Annotated in this window: 23 protein-coding genes; 5 read left to right on the forward strand and 18 right to left on the reverse strand. The window is 61.0% G+C overall.

The window, feature by feature from the left end; all coding sequences use genetic code 11:
- The gene (locus tag ACVWW3_RS17920) at positions 1–993 is read left to right on the forward strand and encodes a 3-hydroxybutyryl-CoA dehydrogenase (RefSeq protein WP_456649167.1); all 993 of its coding nucleotides are present in this window, start codon (positions 1–3) and stop codon (positions 991–993) included.
- A gap of 99 nt (positions 994–1,092) precedes the next feature.
- Here ACVWW3_RS17920 and ACVWW3_RS17925 read toward each other — a convergent pair whose 3' ends face one another.
- From ACVWW3_RS17925 to ACVWW3_RS17950, 6 genes are all read right to left on the reverse strand, one after another.
- Entirely contained in the window at positions 1,093–2,139 is a 1,047-nt protein-coding gene (locus ACVWW3_RS17925) for a M29 family metallopeptidase (RefSeq protein ID WP_354106273.1), read from the reverse strand.
- A gap of 35 nt (positions 2,140–2,174) precedes the next feature.
- Entirely contained in the window at positions 2,175–2,942 is a 768-nt protein-coding gene (locus tag ACVWW3_RS17930) for an ABC transporter permease (protein ID WP_456649166.1), read from the reverse strand.
- Positions 2,939–3,724 (reverse strand): ABC transporter permease, encoded by a 786-nt coding sequence (locus ACVWW3_RS17935; protein WP_456649165.1) that lies wholly within the window; start codon positions 3,722–3,724, stop codon positions 2,939–2,941. The genes ACVWW3_RS17930 and ACVWW3_RS17935 overlap by 4 nt, the downstream gene beginning before the upstream one ends.
- Positions 3,721–4,566 carry an ABC transporter ATP-binding protein gene (locus ACVWW3_RS17940; RefSeq protein ID WP_456649164.1) on the reverse strand — a complete coding sequence of 282 codons (846 nt, stop codon included), beginning with the start codon at positions 4,564–4,566 and terminating at the stop codon, positions 3,721–3,723. The genes ACVWW3_RS17935 and ACVWW3_RS17940 overlap by 4 nt, the downstream gene beginning before the upstream one ends.
- 120 nt (positions 4,567–4,686) lie before the next feature.
- Complete coding sequence (gene ilvD / locus ACVWW3_RS17945; RefSeq protein ID WP_456649163.1) at positions 4,687–6,381, reverse strand: dihydroxy-acid dehydratase; 1,695 nt, start codon at positions 6,379–6,381, stop codon at positions 4,687–4,689.
- A 51-nt stretch (positions 6,382–6,432) separates the two neighbouring features.
- Complete coding sequence (locus tag ACVWW3_RS17950; protein ID WP_247443805.1) at positions 6,433–7,416, reverse strand: ABC transporter substrate-binding protein; 984 nt, start codon at positions 7,414–7,416, stop codon at positions 6,433–6,435.
- A 166-nt stretch (positions 7,417–7,582) separates the two neighbouring features.
- Here ACVWW3_RS17950 and ACVWW3_RS17955 point away from each other — a divergent pair, with 166 nt between their 5' ends.
- A complete protein-coding gene (locus ACVWW3_RS17955; RefSeq protein ID WP_456649161.1) occupies positions 7,583–8,491 on the forward strand; it encodes an NAD(P)-dependent oxidoreductase in 909 nt (302 codons plus the stop codon).
- 25 nt (positions 8,492–8,516) lie between these two features.
- On the opposite strand, the gene ACVWW3_RS17960 is transcribed toward ACVWW3_RS17955, so the two are convergent.
- The 6 genes from ACVWW3_RS17960 to ACVWW3_RS17985 form a co-directional block, all read right to left on the reverse strand.
- On the reverse strand, positions 8,517–9,080 hold the full coding sequence (locus ACVWW3_RS17960) for a flavin reductase family protein (RefSeq protein ID WP_247443809.1): 564 nt from the start codon (positions 9,078–9,080) through the stop codon (positions 8,517–8,519).
- Between the two features lie 9 nt (positions 9,081–9,089).
- The gene (locus tag ACVWW3_RS17965; RefSeq protein ID WP_456649160.1) at positions 9,090–10,319 is read right to left on the reverse strand and encodes an acyl-CoA dehydrogenase family protein; all 1,230 of its coding nucleotides are present in this window, start codon (positions 10,317–10,319) and stop codon (positions 9,090–9,092) included.
- Positions 10,320–10,506: 187 nt separating this feature from the next.
- Entirely contained in the window at positions 10,507–11,775 is a 1,269-nt protein-coding gene (locus tag ACVWW3_RS17970; protein WP_456649805.1) for a CaiB/BaiF CoA transferase family protein, read from the reverse strand.
- 238 nt (positions 11,776–12,013) lie between these two features.
- Positions 12,014–12,442, reverse strand: coding sequence for a GNAT family N-acetyltransferase (locus ACVWW3_RS17975; protein ID WP_456649804.1), 429 nt, complete (start codon positions 12,440–12,442; stop codon positions 12,014–12,016).
- A 63-nt stretch (positions 12,443–12,505) separates the two neighbouring features.
- Entirely contained in the window at positions 12,506–12,805 is a 300-nt protein-coding gene (locus tag ACVWW3_RS17980; RefSeq protein WP_247443815.1) for a hypothetical protein, read from the reverse strand.
- On the reverse strand, positions 12,802–13,038 hold the full coding sequence (locus ACVWW3_RS17985; protein WP_456649159.1) for a hypothetical protein: 237 nt from the start codon (positions 13,036–13,038) through the stop codon (positions 12,802–12,804). Before ACVWW3_RS17985 ends, ACVWW3_RS17980 begins: the two co-directional genes overlap by 4 nt.
- 375 nt (positions 13,039–13,413) lie before the next feature.
- Here ACVWW3_RS17985 and ACVWW3_RS17990 point away from each other — a divergent pair, with 375 nt between their 5' ends.
- Both ACVWW3_RS17990 and ACVWW3_RS17995 read left to right on the forward strand, forming a co-directional pair.
- Positions 13,414–13,614 carry a hypothetical protein gene (locus ACVWW3_RS17990; protein ID WP_247443832.1) on the forward strand — a complete coding sequence of 67 codons (201 nt, stop codon included), beginning with the start codon at positions 13,414–13,416 and terminating at the stop codon, positions 13,612–13,614.
- A gap of 198 nt (positions 13,615–13,812) precedes the next feature.
- The gene (locus tag ACVWW3_RS17995; RefSeq protein ID WP_456649158.1) at positions 13,813–15,351 is read left to right on the forward strand and encodes an FAD-dependent monooxygenase; all 1,539 of its coding nucleotides are present in this window, start codon (positions 13,813–13,815) and stop codon (positions 15,349–15,351) included.
- A gap of 59 nt (positions 15,352–15,410) precedes the next feature.
- Here the strand turns inward: ACVWW3_RS17995 and ACVWW3_RS18000 are convergent, their stop codons facing one another.
- The 4 genes from ACVWW3_RS18000 to ACVWW3_RS18015 all read right to left on the reverse strand — a co-directional run bounded on the left by ACVWW3_RS18000 (position 15,411) and on the right by ACVWW3_RS18015 (position 17,736).
- Positions 15,411–16,031, reverse strand: coding sequence for a hypothetical protein (locus ACVWW3_RS18000; protein WP_456649157.1), 621 nt, complete (start codon positions 16,029–16,031; stop codon positions 15,411–15,413).
- 131 nt (positions 16,032–16,162) lie between these two features.
- A complete protein-coding gene (locus ACVWW3_RS18005) occupies positions 16,163–16,387 on the reverse strand; it encodes a hypothetical protein (RefSeq protein WP_456649156.1) in 225 nt (74 codons plus the stop codon).
- A gap of 603 nt (positions 16,388–16,990) precedes the next feature.
- Entirely contained in the window at positions 16,991–17,149 is a 159-nt protein-coding gene (locus ACVWW3_RS18010; RefSeq protein ID WP_456649155.1) for a hypothetical protein, read from the reverse strand.
- A complete protein-coding gene (locus tag ACVWW3_RS18015; protein WP_456649154.1) occupies positions 17,146–17,736 on the reverse strand; it encodes a hypothetical protein in 591 nt (196 codons plus the stop codon). Before ACVWW3_RS18015 ends, ACVWW3_RS18010 begins: the two co-directional genes overlap by 4 nt.
- A gap of 233 nt (positions 17,737–17,969) precedes the next feature.
- Here ACVWW3_RS18015 and ACVWW3_RS18020 point away from each other — a divergent pair, with 233 nt between their 5' ends.
- A complete protein-coding gene (locus ACVWW3_RS18020; protein ID WP_456649153.1) occupies positions 17,970–18,839 on the forward strand; it encodes a hypothetical protein in 870 nt (289 codons plus the stop codon).
- A 96-nt stretch (positions 18,840–18,935) separates the two neighbouring features.
- Here ACVWW3_RS18020 and ACVWW3_RS18025 read toward each other — a convergent pair whose 3' ends face one another.
- Positions 18,936–19,295: a hypothetical protein gene (locus ACVWW3_RS18025; RefSeq protein WP_456649152.1), complete on the reverse strand. Its 360-nt coding sequence runs from the start codon at positions 19,293–19,295 to the stop codon at positions 18,936–18,938.
- A 231-nt stretch (positions 19,296–19,526) separates the two neighbouring features.
- Positions 19,527–19,712 (reverse strand): DUF3606 domain-containing protein, encoded by a 186-nt coding sequence (locus ACVWW3_RS18030; RefSeq protein ID WP_456649151.1) that lies wholly within the window; start codon positions 19,710–19,712, stop codon positions 19,527–19,529.
- Positions 19,713–19,825: the final 113 nt, after the last annotated feature.

A 19,825-nucleotide genomic window follows, 5' to 3' on the forward strand; every position in this document is an offset into this window, starting at 1 on the left:
ATGACCAGCCGAGCTAACATTGCCTGTCTCGGGGCCGGCCGCATGGGCCGCGGCATCGCCGTCGCGTTCGCCTACGCGGGGCATACGGTCACGATGATCGACATCAAGGCCCGCTCAGCGGAAGATTTCGCCAGGCTGGAGGCAGATGCGCTCGGCGAGGTCAGGAAGACCTTTGCCAGCCTGTCGAAGCTGGGGCTAGTGACCGAGGCGGATGTCGATCCGCTCATCGCACGTATCTCGGTGGTGCCGGCCAGCCAGAGCGGTGTTGCACTATCCGACGCGGGAATAGTCTTTGAGGGGGTCCCCGAAGTCGTCGAACTGAAGAGAGAGATCCTGGGGGCGGCTTCAAAGCAGATCGGCCCGGATACGATCATCGCCTCAACGACGTCGACCATTCTCGTCGACGATCTCTCAGGTGCCATCGTGAACCCCCGACGCTTCCTCAACGTGCACTGGCTCAATCCGGCCTATCTGATACCGCTGGTCGAGGTTTCGCCCGGCAAGGCTACCGATCCTGCCATCATCGACGAGGTCAAGGCGCTGCTCGAAGGCATCGGCAAGGTGCCGGTGGTCTGCGCGGCGACGCCCGGCTTCATCGTTCCGCGCATCCAGGCGCTCGCGATGAACGAGGCCGCGCGCATGGTCGAGGAAGGCGTCGCCAGCGCCGAAGAGATCGACAAGGCGATCCGCTACGGCTTCGGCTTCCGCTACGCCGTGCTCGGGCTGCTCGAATTCATCGACTGGGGCGGCGGCGACATTTTGTACTACGCCAGCCGGTATCTCGAGGACGCACTTGGCAGTGACCGGTATCGCGCGCCGGGCGTCATTACCCGCAATATGCACGAAGGCCGGATCGGCCTGCGCACAGGCGCAGGCTTTCTCGATTATTCAGGTATGGACGTCGACGCTTATCGGGTGAAGCGGCTTCAGGCCATGGTCGACCTGCTCCGGCACTTCGACCTGGCGCGGCCACCGGTGCTCGATCGCGGCTAGCGCATTATCGGTTCTGATCGAATCAGAACCGAAGCTCTAGATTCTTGTTTTGACGCGTTTTCTTCACGCGAACCGGTATCCACTTCGCTCGAAAACGCTCTAGCCGAAGACGTCCTGAAGCACCCCTTCACGCACCACTGCGACGCCATCGAGCTCAATCGTCGTCCCCATCATCGGCAGATCGAAATGGCCCGCCGTGTAGCGGCCGGCGAATTCATTGGCCCCGGTCGAAAACAGGAAGTTGCCGGAGACGGCGCGAATCTCCGTGCCGTTGGTGTCGCGCTGGTCATACATCGACAGCGCCTCGTAGCGCGCGCCCGGATTCATGCCGAAACCGACATGGGATACCGCATAGGCTTCCCGATCGCCCCAGGCCGCGAGATAGGCGCGCATCATCGCGGCATCCGTGCCCTCGCCGTCGAGCTCGACGACATAATCGTCCTTCAGTGTCATCTTCACCGGAGATGTCAGGTAACGCTTGAAGGTCAGGTTGATGTCGCCGGGCGCCATCACCAGCGTGCCATTGATCGTTCCGCTCTTGGGGAAGCTGACAACGATGCCGCCGGGCCAATGCGCCAACGTACCGGGCTTGTCCGTCCACCCCCACACGCCGACCGTGGACGCGCCGACCATATCGACGTCGAGCGCAGTGCCGGCTTTTGAGGTCACTCGCATCCGCTTGGTCCCGCGCAGCATCTTCGCCGCTGCGCGAACGCGCTTCTCCAGCGCCGGATCCGGCACCATCCGCTCCAGCGCCTCGGGATGCTCGTTGGAGATCACCAGGATGCGCGCACCGGCCTTGAGGATCTCTGGTGTCTCCACGGCATGCATCAGACCCTCGATGGTGCAATCCACCACAAAGCCGGCCTGTTGAAGCGCGGTGATGACCGGCCCAAGCCGTTGGATCGCCTCACTCGCCCCCGTTGAGCGAACCGGAACAATATTCCGGTTACGCGGGGTCGGCATAACCACGTGAAACGGCCGCGCGCCCATCCGCAGCAGCGCGAGCTCCGCCAGATGAACATTCAACGCACGTGACTGGGTTTCCGAGAGGATCGCGGCGGTATCGCCGGCCTTGACGGCGCATCGTTCAAAGATCTCGCAAAATGCGTCGATCCATTTAGCCTCAATGCGATCAGCCAGCATGGTCTACTCCCGTCTTCTGGTTTCTTCTTCGCAGTTCATGCTTCGGGGAAACCCCGCAGCAGGTACGCGCGCACGGCCCCCAGCAGACCATTCAGGATCAACCCCAGCAGCGAGATCGTGATTAGCGGCACGAACATATCGACGGCCTGAAAAGTCCGGGCCGCCGTGACGAGCGCATGTCCGAGCCCATCCGTCGACGTGATCATCTCGGCCAGAAACACCACGATGCAGGAAATGACAAGGCCGATCCGGCAACCGGTCAGGATCGACGGCATCGCCGCCGGCAGCACCACCTTGAACAGGATCTCATAGCGCGGCGTTCCCGCCGCCATGGCCGACCAGATCAGCTTCTGCTCCACTGTCGACGCGCCGTAATAGGTGGAGAGCAAAATGGGAAAGAGTGCGTCTGCCGCCACCAGCGTGATCTTCGATCCGTGTCCGAAGCCGAGCAGCAACAGAAGTGCCGGATAAAGCGCAACCTTGGGCAACGGCGCCAATACGCGAACGATCGGCCGAACCACGGCGTTGATGGCCGGATTGGCGGCAGCGGCGATGCCGACGCTGACACCGAGCACGACCGCAATCGCGAAGCCGGCAAACAACCTGAGCAGGGTCGCCGCGATATCCTGCTGGAACGTCCAGGAAAAAAGTTGCTGGAGCAGCCGGCCGAAGACGTATCCCGGCGGCGGCAGCAAGACTGCAGGCGCAAAGCCAAATGATACGAGGCCCTGCCACAGCGCGAGCACCAGCACGATTGGCGCGAGCCCGAGGATGATGCTTGCGGAGTGAAGGCGCGATATCATGAGAAGCTCAGCGGCATGTCGAACTGAGGCTCGGACCACCGCACCAGCCTTGCGCGAATCCGCTCGAAGATCGCATCCAGGCAGATTCCCATCGCCCCAACGATGATGATCATTGCGAAGACGGTGTCGTATTGGCCCATGTCGAGCGCGTTGAACAGGATATTGCCGGCGCCCGACTGGCGGGCAATCATCTCGCTGGTGATCATCGTGATCAGCGCCAGCACGAGTCCCGTGCGGCACCCGGTCAGAATTTCCGGAAGCGCCGCCGGCAGCACAATCCGGACCAGCCGTTGCGCAGGTGAAAGCCCCATTGCGGCGCCCGACCAGAGCATTTTCTCTTCCACTGCCTTGGCGCCCTCGAAGCTGTGATAGATCACGGGCAGGCTGACGCCCAGGAAGATCACCAGCGTCTTCGTGACGTCGCCGACGCCCAGCCACAGCATGATGATCGGCATCAAGGCCGCCTTCGGCACCGGATAGATGATCATCAGCAGCGGATTGAAGAAGGCCGCGACGGCCCGGCTGCGGCCCATCAACAGGCCCAGCGGAATCGAGATCAATACCGCTATGCCGAACCCGATCGCCATGCGGCGCAGCGAGGCCAGGATATTGATCAGCGATTCCCTATCGCCAAGAATGTCCGGAATCGCCCGGATCGCCTCGATCGCCGTTGGAAAGCTGTCATTCTTTAGCGCGAACGACGCCACCTGCCACATTGCGAGCAATCCGATGCAGGCAAGCACCGGGGCAGCACGTCTCGCCAAGGCAGCAGGCGATATCATGACGAAGACCCAATTAGGTCGCTCTCGTCGAACATCCGCTCGATCTCGACGACGTATTTCTGGTAGCGCGGGTCAAGCAGCAGCTCGTTACGCCGGCGTGGCCGCGGCAGGTCGATGTCGATGACGTCGCGGATGCGGCCGGGCGATGTCGACATCATGACGACCTTGTCCGACAGGAAGACGGCCTCGTCCACCGAGTGGGTGACGAACAGCACCGTCTTGCGATCACGCTCCCAGATGTTCAGGAGATCGTTCTGCAGGCGCGTCCGGGTGTGAGCATCGAGCGCACCGAATGGCTCGTCCATCAACAGAACCTCAGGATGGTAAGCCAACGTTCGGGCCAGTGCCACGCGCTGCTTCATGCCGCCGGACAATTCCTTGGGATAGAAGCCCTCATAGCCCTTGAGTCCGACCATCTCGATCAGGGCCCGGCTCTGCGCTTCCGCCTCAGTAGCCCGCACGCCCTGCTGACGCGGGCCATACATCACGTTACCCAGCACGGTCTTCCACGGAAACAACGCGAATTCCTGAAACACCGGACCGCGATCCGGCCCTGGCCCCGTGATTGTCCGTCCCTTTATCTTTGCTGAGCCGCTGGTCGGGCTGACGAAGCCGCCGACGACGTAAAGCAAGGTCGACTTGCCACAGCCGGACGGACCAAGGATGGAGACGAAGGCCCCCTCGTCGATCGTCAGCGAGATGTCCGATAGCGCCACATGATCCTTGCGCGTCGAGGTCTGGAAAACCTGCGAGACGCGCTCGATCTCGATGATTGCAGAAGCCGGTTTTTGCGGCCTCACCGGTCTCACCCATTCGCTCGATCTCGAAGGCACTACCTTCATCCCGTCTCACTTCACTCGCGCGAATCCTGCGCAACAGACTCGCTGAACGTCCCCGTCAGCGGCACGAGCTTAGCAAGAAATTTGCCAGACTACCGACTGTTTCCGAGCAGGTGCGCCGCGTCATTCGAACCAGGGCCATTCTGCGGGCCCTTCATGCGTGACAGCACCGCCTGGCGCCTGGCCAACCAATCGCGCATATTTCGCGAGGGCGCCAGCACGGTGACGAGGCGGACGCGGCTTCCAATTGTGCCGGCGAGCAGTGAGTTCCTGCTCGTCGACGAGCATATCCATCCGCCGATTTGCAGCATCAATCCGGATCTTGTCGCCATCGCGAACCAGCGCCAGCGGACCGCCAACGAAGGCTTCGGGAGACACATAGCCGACGCACATTCCGCGAGTGGCGCCAGAGAATCGTCCATCCGTGATCAGGGCCACCTTCTCGCCCATGCCCTGTCCATAGATCAGCGCGGTGACGCCAAGCATCTCGCGCATGCCTGGACCGCCCACCGGCCCTTCATTGCGGATCACAAGCACGTCGCCCGCACTGTAGCTGCGGTCGCGAACCGCTGCGACACAAGCTTCTTCGTCTTCGAAGATGCGCGCCACACCTTCGAACATCTGGCTTTTCAAGCCCGCGACCTTGATCACCGCGCCATCAGGACAGAGGTTTCCCTTCAGCACTGCCACGCCGCCATCGGGCATGATTGGCGCCCGAGCCGCGTAAACGACCTCTCCGTCGGGTGCGTTGGCGGCGCCATATTCTTCGGCAAGTGTACGCCCCATGACGGACAGGCAACTGCCATCAATATGCCCGCTCTGGATCAGCTCCCGGATCACCACGGCGGCGCCGCCGATATCGTAGACATCCTTCGCCGTATATTTGCCTCCAGGTCGCAGGTTTCCGATCAGCGGCGTCCTCGCAAAAACCTCGCCGACATCATCGATCGTGAATGCGATCCCGGCCTCGTTCGCGATCGCCGGCAGATGCAGCGCAGCATTGGTCGAACCACCCGTTGCAGCCACGATTGCCGCACCGTTTTCCAGGGATTTCCGCGTCACGATGTCGCGCGGCAAGGGCCCGCCGCGCTCCAGCATCTCCATGATGAGGCGCCCCGCCCGCCTGGATATCTGCGCGCGCTCGGCATAGACGCCCGGCACCATCGACACGTTGGGAATGGTGAGGCCCATCGCTTCAGACACCATCCCCATGGTGTTCGCGGTGAACTGCCCGGCGCACGCGCCGATGGTCGGCAGGCAGGCGCGCTCGATCCGCTCGAGCGTGGCGCCGTCGATCTCTCCGGTCATGAAGCTGCCGACAGCCTCATAGGAGTCGAGCACGGTCAGGGTCCGCCCGTCCACACGGCCCGGCAGCGAGCTACCGCCATAGATGAAAATGGACGGCACGTTGCACCGGACCATCCCCATCATCACGCCGGGAAGCGTCTTGTCGCATCCGCCGTATCCGATCAGCGCATCATAGGCGAGACCATGGACGACGGCTTCGATCGAATCGGCAATCAACTCCCGCGAAAACAGGGAGAACTTCATCCCCTCGTGATTCATGCTGATGCCGTCGGAAACCGACACGGTCGAAAACTCGCGCGGCGTCCCGCCGGCCTCCTCGATGCCCGTCTTGGCCGCCGCGACCTGGAAGTCGTGGGTCATGTTGCAGGGCGTCTGTTCGCCCTTCATGCTGACGACGCCCACCATCGGCTTGGCAATCGCAGCGTCGTCGAGCCCCATGGCGCGCATGAACGCGCGGTGCGGGGCTCGGTCGAGGCCATCCGTCGTGATCCGTGATCGCAACTTCTTCATACGTGCATCTTCATGCCGCGACCTCCTCGCTCGGATCGTTCGCCCGATCGCCTATTGCAAAGGAGCGACAATCGTCGAATGCTTGAATTGCGCGACATCCAATTTTGGTAGCATCCCTGTCTCCGCGTAGATGTCCAGCATCTTCTGGATCGCGGGGAAATTCGGTGCCGCACCGGGATCGCGGCCGAAATCATTGTCCTTGAGCAGATAGGTCTCGAGAACCGGAATAGGTGCCTTCAGGACTTCGTTGACCACCTTCAACGTCTCTTCGCGGTTGGCCAGCACTTTCTTCATGCCGGAGGTGATGTCACGCACGTAAGCCTTCACCAGCTCCGGGTTCTTGTCGACGAAATCCGCACGGCAGGCTTCCAGGATATGCACGATGTTTGGCATGGCCTGCGACAGCGAGAAGAGTTTGCGAGTGCCGCCCTTTGCCTCCGCGCGCGCGGCAAACGGCTGGTTCATGTTGACCGCATCGACACGGCCCTGCCGCAGCGCATCTTCAGAGATGGCAAAGCCGACCTCGACCAGCTTGATGTCCTTGGCCGGATCGACGCCATTCTGCTTCAGCAGCAGATTGAACGGGCCTTGCGTGCCGCCGCCGATCACGGAGATCCCGACCGTCTTGCCTTTGAGATCGGCGATTGACTTGATCGGGGAGTCGTCCATGACGGCCCAGTAGACCGAGAATCCGCCGGGCTTCTCGAAGACGTGCTGCGCCACAATGTAGGCCTTGAGGTTGCCGCCAACCACGCCGTTGGCGAGCGACAGCGGCGCCTGCGTCGCGCAATCCAGCGCGCCGGCCGCCAATGCCTGCGTCATCGGAGCGGTGCCCTGAAATTGGGTCCATTCGATGTTGTAGGTCTTGCCGATATTGGGAAACTCAGCCGGGCGGCGCATCATCCAGTACTTGGATTCCTCAGCCGGAATCGTCCAGCCGACGCGGATCGTCTGCTGCGCCCATGACGAGCCTGCACTCGCACTCACTGCCGCTGCCGCCCCCAAAGCCAGGATCCACTTCGAAACGGTTCGCATCGTGCCCACTCCGCTGCTCCGGCGCCGACCGGCGCCATCCAATCCGACCGCCGCAAATGTTTCATGGTTCAAACAATCAAGCAAGCCATGCGGGCCGGCCGGTTTCGTCGTGGCATGTGCCATGTATGGTAATGCAGGGTCGCGGAGCGACAGATGGAGGCAACCTATGGCTGAAGCGAGCAGGACAAACCCGCAAGGCGTCGAGCGGCTCGGCTATCTCGGCCTTGGACTGATGGGGACACCCATGACCCGGCGCCTGCTCGAGACCGGCCATCAGGTCACTGTCTGGAATCGTTCGGAAGGGAAGGTGGCCGCGCTCGTCGAGGCCGGCGCCAGGCGTGCAGCCACCCCACGCGACTTGATGGAGGGCTCGGACATCGTCTTCATGTGCGTGACCGATGCCGCCGCCGTTGAAGAGGTGATCTTCGGGCCTGAAGGCCTTTCAACCGCTGCCGGAACAGGGAAGCTCGTGGTCGACTTTTCATCGATCCATCCTGACGCCGCACGGGACCTTGCAGCGCGGCTGAAAGCTGCGAATGGCGCGAGCTGGGTCGATGCACCGGTGTCTGGCGGCACCAAGGGCGCCGAGGAAGGCACCCTTGCGATCATGGCCGGCGGAGAAACAGGCGACATCGAGAGGGTTCGGCCCTATGTGCTCGCTATGGCACGCAGGTTCACCCACATGGGCCCGACCGGCGCCGGCCAGACTACAAAGCTCTGCAACCAGGTGATTGTCGGATGCGCGATGGCTGTGCTTGCCGAAGCAACGCGCCTTGCCGTGAACGCCGGAATCGACGCCAACCGGTTACCCGAAGCACTCGCCGGCGGCTTCGCGGACTCCATTCCGCTTCAGCTGTTCGTGCCGCGGATGGTCCAGGGCATTCACTCACCGCCGCTCGGTCACATCGCTACAATGCTCAAGGACCTCGATACGGTTGCCGATGTCGCGCAGACGACGTCAACGCCGGTGCCCATGGCTTCGCTTGCGGGACAACTTTTCAGGCTCGCCAAGGCCGCGCGAGGCGCGGATGCGGATGCACTCGAAATCTACAAGCTTTCGGCGCGGGAACGCTGAACCGTCCAGCGCGAGCTGAAGCACGTTAGGGTAACTTCTTGGGCTCGTCGTCGGCGAGAAATCGACCAAAGGCGCCCCGCGCGAACAGCAGCGGCTCCGTCGCATTGTAAGCGTAGGCCTCGACTGCACCGAGAAAGATCACATGGTCGCCGCCGTAATAGCGATTGACCGAGCGGCATTGAAAATTGGCGACGCTCTCGGCGAGCACCGGCGCGTTGCCGAGGCCCGGCGTCCAGTCAACACCGGTAAACTTGTCATCCGACGACTTGGCGAATTTGCTCGCAAGCGCCTGTTGCGAAGCGCCAAGCACATTGACGGTGAAATGACTGGCGTTCTGGAAGATGGTCAAACTGGACGAATAGACGACCAAGCTCCAAAGAACCAGCGGAGGATTCAGGGAGACCGAGGCGAACGAATTGCATGTCAGGCCATAGGGCTTGCCATCAGGCGCCGCGGCCGTGATGATCGTCACGCCCGTAGCGTAGGTGCCAAGCGCGCTGCGAAAATCACGGGGATCGATCGGCGAGCTGTCGTTCGCGAATTCGTTGGCTGGATCGGGAACGGCCGGTTGCTTCGGCAGATCATTCATCGGCCGGCCTCAAAGCGTGAGATTCTCGGACGGCAGGCCCAGCGCCACGCGTCCATAATTGGTCCCGGCCGCATCGAAATTGAACGCGAGATGCGAGTTGATCGCGTGCGCATCGCGGAACTGCCGCTGCAACACGCCCGTCGTGAACAAACCCCGCGCTCCGCTCGCGGCAAACAGCATCGAAACCGCATCCGTGCAGGAGTTTACTGAATAAGCCCCGTCGCGCCGGTATCTGGTCTTGGTCGCCATATCGGGGACATGACCGCGCCGCGCATCCTCCATGGCATTCAGACAGGCCGAGCGCATGATCAAGCGTGCGGCGTCGATCTTCGCCGAGGCCTCTGCGATCTTGATCTGGGTGCTTTGAAAGTCGCTCAGCTTGGCGTGGTTGTAGGTGGAAATGCGATGACGGACGACCTCCGCATAATCGTCGAGACACGCCTGCGCGTTCCCCAGCGCGACGCCGGAGAGGACGTAAGGAAACAGCGCGAACACGGGGAGCGCATACAGCGAATTGGGATTGAGCTCGCTCCCCGGAGTCGGACCGCCGGCAAGATCGCCTACCGCGATCGTCATATAGTCGGGCACGAAAACGTCCCTGACCTCCACGTCGCAAGACCCTGTGCCGCGCAGTCCCGCGACATTCCAGGTATCAAGGACCTTGTAGTCGGCTTTCGGCAGCAGAAATATCCGATACTCGATGCCGTCTGCCTCATCGTCGGAGTAAACCACGCTTGCGAGCATGTTCCATGCGCAGGAGGCAACGCCCGAGGAGAACGGCCAGCTGCCATGGAGCCGGTATCCCCCCTGGACTCTCGTGGCGCGTCCGGCGGGAAATATGAACGAGGATGCGATCAGCGCGTCCGGATCACGGCCCCAGACCAGATCCTGCGCCGACGGCTCGAACATACCGAGCATCCAGTGATGGCTCGCCAGATTGGCCAGATTCCAGGCCACCGAGGCGTCTGCTTGTCCGAGGAGGTCCGCGCAATCGATCAAGGCGACATAGTCGAGTTCTGCGCCGCCAATGCGCCTGGGCTGGAGCATCCGGAACAGGCCGGCCTCGTGCAGGTCCAGTTCGGTCTCCGGCGGCAGGTGCCGCAGCTCTTCCGTTCGTGCTGCGCGGTCTCGCAGCCGTGGTACGAGCGCCCGGGCCTTCGCGACCATTGCCGCATGGGCACGTTCATCGGATTGCGCCCCCGCGGGCTGACCCACGCTCGGCTCTTGACCAGGCGCCATTGGTATCCCTCGCTTTCACGCAGTTATGAGGCGAGACTTTTGCCAAATCAAGCCGAGGCGGCGCCCGCTGGGTATGGTCGCCCTGAATCCGGCCGCCCGGGAAGGATGCGATGTCGCGAAGGCGATATCGCGACGCCGTGAACTGCGAATCGCGCCAGGCTTGGCCTGCAGGATCAGCCCCTCAGGCTCAAACCGACGCCGAGGGCTTACCTGAGCCAAAGACACCCCCTTGGGTGAACTGCGATATCCGACGCTCGTCATAACCGAGCGTATCACGTAAAACCTGCTCCGTGTGCTCGCCCAGCAGCGGAGCAGCCACAGGATCAACCGAACCGGTCAGGCTCATGGTAATCGGTGGCTCGATGTTCGGGACCCACTCCGCCGTACGATGCGGAATCCGGCTCAAGCGATGGCGCTCTCGCGCCTCCGGTGCATTGAACCCCTCCTCGACCGTCCGGAGATAGCCGACCGGGATGTTGGCGAGCTTCATCTTCGCCATCCAGCTCTCGAGGGTATCGCTTGCAAAGACCTCCGCAATGGCTGCTCGCAAAAGCTCCTTGTGCTCGGAGCGGGCTTTGCGCGTTGCAAACTGCGGATCGGTGATGAGATCAGGCCTGTTCAGCACCTCGACGACCAGCCTGCGATAGAGCCGGTCGTTGGCACACGCGATGTAGAGCGGCCCATCGGAGGCCTCGTAGACGCCGACGGTGGGAGACCCGCTCGGCGAATTACCGAACCGCCCAGGGTTCTCGCCGTTGATCAGATAAGCCATGCCGTAGAAGCTCGTCATGCCCATGGCGATGTCGAACAAGGCGACCTCGACATGCTGGCCGCGACCGTGCCGATCCCGCGCCAACAGCGCCAGCAGGATGGCGTTGCAGGCAGACATCCCCGTCGCTATGTCCACGATGGGCGGGCCGGTGCGAACCGCCGGTCCATCGGCAAATCCGTTAAGCGACATGAAGCCGCTTTCCGCCTGCGTGATCGGATCAAAACCGGGACGCGAGGCAAACGGTCCGGTGCGCCCGTAGGCGGAGATCGAGCAATAGACCAGCCGCGGATTGAGCGGCGCAACAGCTTCATAATCGAGACCAAATTTCTTCATGACCCCGCTGGAAAAGTTCTCGACGACGACGTCGGCCTTGCGAATCAGATCCAGCGCAATCTCACGCGCCTCCGGTACGGTCAGGTCGAGCGCGATACCGCGCTTGTTGCGATTCAAGCTGAGATAGGCAGCACTCTCTCCACCGATCTCGGCGTGTTCATACGCACGCGTGTCGTCGCCGCCGTCCGGATTCTCGATCTTGATGACGTGCGCGCCGAAATCGGCAAGCGTCTGCGTACAGGCCGGACCGGCAACCACACGCGTGAAATCGACGACCAGTAGACCATCGAGTGCGGTCAGCCCTCCCGTCGTCCGCGGCGAACGTTCCGGCAATTGAGGCTTGGTGGGCATCGATAGAGCTCCCTTACATCGGCTTGTGGTCGCCGAATTTCCTGCGAGAGCAAACTTAAAGCCCGCCACCGCTGACTTCGCAAGTGCTTCACCCGCATCGCTCGAATACGCAAAAAAGGGCCCGGCAGCTGTCAAGCCGCCGGGCCCTTGGACGTTTCGTGCTGCGCTTCATCTCGCGCGAACCATTTTACGTTGCGCGAATCACGTTTCGCACCGCGGGAAACCTGGCTCCATTCGCTCAGCGAAGCCGCTTTCGCCAGTAAAGCGTATGCGACCAAGCCCAGGGCACTTGGGGCTCAAAGAGCCGATAGCCCGCCCGGATGAAATTATTGGCAGACACCGGATTGTCCGTCGTATCCGAGACGATGCTGTCCCATCCAATACGCCGTCCCCTCGACTCGATCACCCGCATCAGCCTGCACTGAAGATCACGTCCCCGATGCCGCTGCAACACACCGACCCTGGAGAAATAGCCGCCATTTCGAATGTGCGTTGAGGGCACGACACCGGCGAAGGCTACCGCCTCATCGCCGTGATAGGCAAGCCACCACGCCCCTAACTCGAATTGTGGCAAGGCAGCCGCATCGAAGAACGTCAACCGATGCAGATCGGTCAATGTCTCGGCGATGTCCTCATCGGATGCATCGACAATGCGAATTCTGTACATGAGACGGTCCATTGGCGAGGAATGACGTGAGTGGAAGTGCAGCAATGTCGTCGCGGTTGAGGCTCACTTGCCGAGCACGACCTTGACGCCTAGCCAAACCGCACCCATCAGGCCGGTGGCGATCACTGTAATGACGGCCTTGAAGGTGTAGCTCTGCGCCTGCTCCACGCTCGTTCGCCATCGGCGTAGGTGCTGAAAATCAGCCCTCAGCTCCTTTCGGTCGTCATCCTCGATTCCAAAAGAGGCCAGCACCGATGCCACCGTCCTCAATACGATCGCATCGATATTCGCCTGCTGAAGCCTGTGTTGCTCGGCCAGCGTCTCGGCAACGATTGCCCTGATTTCATCATCTGGCATCTTCACCGCTTGATGATCCTTGCGACATTTTCGAAGCCGCGCTTGGCGAAGTAGAAGGACACAACCAGGTTGGCTGTGATCGCCGCAAATCCCGCCAAGGCGTCCGTGGAGCCAATGCCGAGGACCTTGTCCCAGACCAGGAGTTTTGCGAAGTAAAGCGCGACGCAATAGCCCATCAATTTGTCCGGCTCCCACCAGTGTCCGATCTCCGCGACCGGAGACCGCAGCGGCGCGAGCAAACGCCCAGCGCCGCGACCGGCACGTTCGCGCGTGCACGGCCAGCAATGGTTCGGACGACGGCGCGCCGATCGGCGCTCCAGGTTTGACGAGTGCGTGGCCGCAATGCGCCACCGCCGTCCGATCTCGAATCGAGACGAAAAAACCCGCGGCGGATGTTTTCCGCGCGGGTGAACCAACTCGTCTCGATGATGTCATTCTGCCGGTGTTTTGCCCGACGTGTCAAAACCTCGTTGAATTAAAAAGCCCGCCGCAGATCGCTCCGCGCGGGCTCAACAAAACGTCTTTCGATGATACCATTCTGCCAGTGTTTTTCCCGACGTGTCAAACGAACGAATTCGCCAAGGCTGCGTTACCGCAAACAGGAGGACCGGCAGATGACACGCAACACTACGTCCCAACAGACGTCGCGAAATCTTCCAGGACAAAAGCCGCGCATCGACAAGGAGCGCAACACGCGAGAGGCCATCGTTGAAGACGCCGGTGAGACCGAGGACAAGGGCCGCGATCTCGTGCACGGCGACGGCGGCACCATCGACCTTCCCACCAAGCCCGGCGATTTGTCGAAGGACGACTAGGCCGCTCCCGCGGGCGGCACGCATCTCGATGATGCCATTCATGCCGGTGTTTTGCCCGACGTGTCAACGCGGCGAACGCGGAAGAGGGATTTCCTCTCCCCACTCAGATATGTGGTGCGCAAGGGGCTTGCTTCAAGCCCCCGGCCCTGCCGTAGAACCCTCGACCCGAACAATATCCAAACTCGAGAGGGTCACCACATGTCCGTATTGCTTCCGACGTCCCGGCCGCGCGGCCACACCACACCGGCCCGCGCCGGCGACGCGACCGACCACACCGTGGTGATCGTCGGCGGTGGCCCGACCGGCTTGATGCTGGCCGCGGAGCTCGCGCTCGCGCAGGTCGACGTTGCCGTGGTCGAACGGCGCGCCGATCAGGAATTGGTCGGCACGCGCGCCGGCGGCCTGCACGCGCGCAGCATCGAGATCCTCGATCAGCGCGGCGTCGCGGATCGTTTCCTGCGCGAAGGCCAGATCACCCAGCTCGCGGGCTTCGCCTGGACCAGGCTCGACATCGGCGACCTCCCCACCAGGCACGCTTACGGGCTCGCATTGCGGCAGAGCCACATCGAGCGCATCCTGGCCGACTGGGTCAGCGAGCTCGCGGTGCCGATCTATCGGAACCTCGAGGTGACGGGCTTCGCGCAGGACGAGACCGGCATCGACGTGACGCTCTCCGACGGCGAGACCTTGCGCACAAACTATCTGGTCGGCTGTGACGGCGGCCGCAGCCTGGTGCGCAAGGCCGCCGGCATCGAGTTCGCCGGCACAGGTCCGACGCTGAGCAACCTCATAGCCGAGGTCGAGATGCGCCAAGAACCGGCTTGCGAGCCGGCCTGGGGCCTGCGCCACGACGCGCTCGGCTTTCACGGCCTCAGCAAGACCGAGAGCGGACGCATGCTGGTGGTCGTGACCGAAGCGACGCTCGACCGCACCGGCGAACCCGGCTTGCGCGATCTCAGCGAGGCTCTCGTCGCGGTGTACGGCACCGACTTCGGACTGCACCGTCCGTCCTGGATCTCCCGCTTCACCGATGCAGCACGGCAGGCCGTGTTCTATCGCAAGGGACGCGTGCTGCTCGCCGGCGATGCCGCGCATATCCATCATTCCGTCGGCGGACAAGGCCTCAACATCGGCGTGCAGGACGCGGTCAATCTCGGCTGGAAGCTCGCGCAAGTGGTCAAAGGCGTTTCGCCGGACAGCCTGCTCGACACCTACCACACAGAGCGCCATCCCGTCGCCGCGCGCGTGCTGCGCAACACCATGGCGCAAATCGCCCTGCTCCGCCGCGGCGAGGACGGCCTCAAGGCCGCGCGTGAGGTCGTCTCCGAACTGCTCGCGATGGACGCGCCGCGCCGGCGTTTTGGCGCGATGATGAGCGGGCTCGACGTGCACTATGATCTCGGCAAAGGACATCCACTGCTCGGGCGCCGCATGCCCGATCTCGATTTGACGGTCGACGGGCAGCCGCTGCGACTGTTCACGCTGCTGCACGGCGCGCGCGGCTTGCTGCTCAATTTCAGCAAGACAGGCGGCCTCGACATCGCGCCCTGGGCAGGTCGCATCGATCGCATCGACGCCGAGTGCGAAGGCCCGTGGCAGCTCCCGGCGATCGGACAAGTCGCGGCACCAGGCGCCGTGCTGGTGCGGCCCGACGGACATGTGGCCTGGGTGGGAGATGGGAGCCAACGCGGACACGCGGAGGCGTTGACGATGTGGTTCGGACCGGCTGCGGCTTAGCGCGCCCGCGTCCCCGATCCCACAATTCAACTTCGTTTTTTCAGAACATGCGCTACGAGCTAGTCGCGAATGAAGAGTGCCTTCAGAACGAGATGGACGCTCTGAGCGGAGACTTTTGCACTCAGCAAACCAGATACCATGTCGACCTCGAATTCTTCAGTCACGCGAGATTCAAATGGATCAGTCTTGTCGTCACGATGGCGCTCGAAAAACTCGCAGAGATGATAGCAAATCAGCCACCCAATATAGGCACAGCCGCCATCCTTGAACTTACGGATTTCCTTCGCCTTGAGGCGGGTGGGTGGGGGCACCAAGTGATCGCCCGAGGAAAGGCTACGGCGGCCTGGACCGTCGTTCCTATGCCCGTTCCCAGACACAACGATGCAGCCGAACTCACATAGCTTGGCTAGTAGAATTGCGGACTTCTTGAGATGGCTTAGTTCCTCGGTGGTTCCCGGCAACAGGTCACGTAACCATAGAGCCATCTCCTGTTGCCAAGCTGCATGGGCGGCAAACAGCGCGTCCGGCACCTCTTTTGAGAGAGCGGGTATTGAAATTGATAGTCCCGTGCGTTGCTCAAGGATCGCGCAGCAAGAATGAATGTCGCTGCGAAAGCTCTCATAATCCTTCCACCGCTCAAAAATGGTGGGGCTAAGCAAAAAGGTACCAGAAATACTCACTGGATGGTTCCCGGTCTGAGGAATGCTTCCGATTCGGGGAAGCTGACCAAAATAGCAGCCGGGAGTAGATAACAAAATAGCATCAGGCGCGATATCCCCGCGCCCGACCTCGCTTTTTTCAGATATAGACGTTAAATAGCTTTGGTTTTCTTCTTATGCGCCAAACGTTCAGCTTCGATCTCAGCTGCGGTGCGCAACGAAATAACCTCTTCCACATCGTCACGGATGTGGGGCATGCCGTTCTGGGCACAAAATCGGAAGATGTTGTCGCTGGGCAATTGAAGTCTACAATCGTCCAGCATCACTTGCGGACGGCCTTTCGACCGTTCTCCGGCAGCGGCGGCTTCTCTGGACATGGTTCCAACCCTTTGGGTAATGGGCCTCTCTGGCAACAGAAAGAGCCCGTCGATGTTCCTACCGCCGCCAGTTGACTTTTTGGTTAAGATCTGGCAGCGGGCGGAACTTTTAACGAGCAGGCGTAAAGTGGGGGTCGGCGCCGCTTTAGTCAAGCAAAAAGCCCGTAATGAATCCGGACTAGGCGCCGCATCCTTTATTTTTCAGGCTGATTGTAACCTGCTTCACACACGTACACACGGTTGAGCATTGAACCTTGCCGCTATTGGCGCCGGTCGAGGCTGCGCGGAGCGCCGAATCGATTCTCTCAGTCTGCCAGCTGGTTACCCGCTAAGGTAACAATCGCCTACCACAGAACTTCTAATTCAGCGCCCCACGTCGCGACTGGGTACGGGAGGTATAATTCCCCGGAGACCATAAGAACAGACGGGCAACAGGAACGTGCTGCGAACCAGCCTGGGTCGCTATGTATTTCCGCTCCGACCCCGGGATCCAAGATCCCCATGGGTAGACTGCCTAGTCCCATCGAAAACGAGAGTCCGCGGCCTTCCCCGGGCTTTTTCAGCTCAAGCGTTCGATACGCGCTTCAATACCCGAATATTGCGTCATTGATCGGTATTCGATGGGGCCGCTTTGGTCGGCGAGTCAACTACCGGAGGGTTCTCGGGGTTGTGCGCCAGCGCCTGCACGATCCACAGCGGCCATTCCGCCTCTTGCCGGGACTCAGCACGCGCTTGAAGCAGCTTCTCGAGTAATTCGCTCATGGCTGTTCCTGCGAACGCTGCCAAAGCCCTTCGTGAGAGGCATTGTAATCGCGCATCGCGCCGAGGCTACCGAGAACGCTGATCGGTACTCGCTGCACGCTCTCCTCGATTTGCGCTTCCATCGTCACTTTGTCGCCGGGGTGCACAATGACCCGCTCGATGCGGTGAACAAACTCCAGGGGCTTGCCGTCTTCGCTTGCAATTGGCTGCAACGCCTTGCCCCAGCCGCGATCAAGGATCGCATTGGCCGCCGAGACACGCGCATGGGCAGGAGCTTTCTTGTCGCGCATGATCTGCACGAGAGTTTTCATGGCGACCGCGGTATGCGTCCGCGCCAAGGATTTGATTTCGGTCAACGTACGCTGCTTCAGAGCTCGGCGAGCGGCCGCCCTCGCGAGAGCGTTCTGGGAAAGAAGGTTGCATTTCACCACTTCAGTCATTTGGAAAACTCCCTTTCTGAAAAATTCGTTCAGCCCTATCCAATCCAGACGCAAAAAACCCGCGGCGGAGATCTCCGGCGCGGGCGAAAACAAACTCGTCTCGATGATGCTATTCTGCCAGTGTTTTGCCCGACGTGTCAAATCCATTGGCCGTAAGAAGGCTGGTAGGTGTCGACGACTCCCAGTTCACTTCGATGGGGAGCGTTGTGCGACGGCAGCAAATGTGCCCAATAGCGGTCATCGCTGGGATCGTTTCGCCGACGGCCCCCAGCTACTTCGGCACGCAGCAAGTTTCAAACTGTTGGGACCGGGTTTCGAAGCCTGCCATTGCAACGCGGTAGCAAGAACTATACGCTCGCTGAGATTGTGGGGGCGATCTGATGAGCGACGGAATTCTAAAGCAAGTATTCGATCTGCTTGGACTGTCTGCTCCTTTTCTCTATGCATCTACCACCGCCAGCTTTTTTGCCTTCGCTGACAGGCGTACATCAAAGGATGCGAAGAAGACAATAAACGAGTGGCTAAAGCCGGCTAACGTGGGTGCTCCCGCTGTTTCAAATGCGCTGGTCGAAGTATTTGATCGGGTATACGGAAAAGAGTTGCTGAGCTGGAAGGCGTTCGGCAGGTCAGCTCTGATATCTCTCGTGGTGACTGCCATCTACATCCTAGAACTAAGACTGGCAGTCAGAATTCTCAATCAAAAAATCGGCTTCGATTTCTTTATAAATTGGATCCAGCCTGTGCTCTTCAACATCGTGACCGACTACATTGCCCTATTCGTCATTCGCAAATGGCTTCTGCGAGGGGGAGCATCCCCATTTTTCACTTTGGTGTTCGGCGCAGTGATTGGCATGACTATCGTGTTGGTGTTTGCAATGGCTCGTGCCGCAGCCACAGAGCTTCTGGTCATAGCTAAACTATTAATCGAAGCCCAGACTACAAACCTGACAATGACTGCGCCCCAATATTGGTATGTCTTCAAACTCGTATTCCATGACTATTGGGACCCAAGCACGTGGTCGGAGTCGCTCGTCGCTCCAGCTCTGGCGGTTCACTCCTGGCTGTTGTTGTTTGCGATTGCAGTTGCTGCTCTCAAGCTCTTTAATCCTTTTGTTCGTTCGATAGGGTGGCTGCAATGGCTAGTCGCGAACGGCAAGAACCGACCAATAGAAGTGATAGGATATATCGCTTCCGCTGTTGTCCTTATCGGGAGCGCGGCGGTAATTCACTTTAAAAGCGTGTTGTCGTAGCTCTCCGTCTGGCTTGAGTCACAAACGCCTGTGTGTGCGGGAATGTAGCCGACATGCCATTGGCTTAAAGGCTCCGCCAACGAGCAATCGCATTGCTTAGGCCGCCCCACGTAGTGGGAGTGCCAGTTGCAGTCCAAATGGCCTCGTGGCGTTAGCTTCGATGAAAGCCTGTAAGGCCGGCGTGATTTCGCCGTTCTCAGCGGCAGCCTTTGCCAGAGCATCTGCGATCTCACTGGTCGCATCGCGCGCGTGGCCCTCGACCGCATTGAAGGCCACGATCCGGACGGGATAGGTGTATTGGCCGGAGAGCAGGTCGCGAACGATGGTGTCGCGGTCGGTGTCCTGTTCGTCGGTCTCGCGCCAGGCGCAGCCGGCACGCGCGCCAAAGTCCTCAAGCACCAAATAAATGGCCCGGTCGAGGCGGTCGGCCGGGACGATCGAGGGCGATGAACGCATACGCTTACTCCGAAACTACGTGTGGGCGGAGAGACGGCCCGGCTTGCAGGGGGGGCTGGGGGGTGTGGCCGGGGCCGCTCCGCCAGCTCGGCGGCGAGCCAGCACCGGTCCAATTCCGCTGCGACTGCCCAGTTCCCGACTTGACCAGATTCTTGATGGCGCACCAGTCGGCGCAAGAAAGCCGGTCGCTCGCGCGACCGGCTTGCCACGAACCTGCGGGCCACTGAATTATCAGCGCCCCAGCTTACGCTCCACCTTCTTCCGGCTGCTGCCCACCTTCTTGACCGCCTTCTTCACGGCCGAGGCCGAGCGGCCCGTCTTCTTCGCTTCGTAGCCGACTTCATATTTCTGTCCGCCCGCCACGCGCGCACGGTCCTGGTTGCGACCGCGAGCGGTCCGCTTCTTCGCTTTAGCCATGTTGCCTCTCCTTGCACCTGTGAAACGCAAGAGGATTCAATCGGTTCCTTCGTACAGCCGGAGGCGCCGACTTCGCGGAACGAATCTGGCCGTGAGGATTCGAATCAAGGTGT

This window comes from Bradyrhizobium sp. LM2.9 (assembly GCF_054056555.1).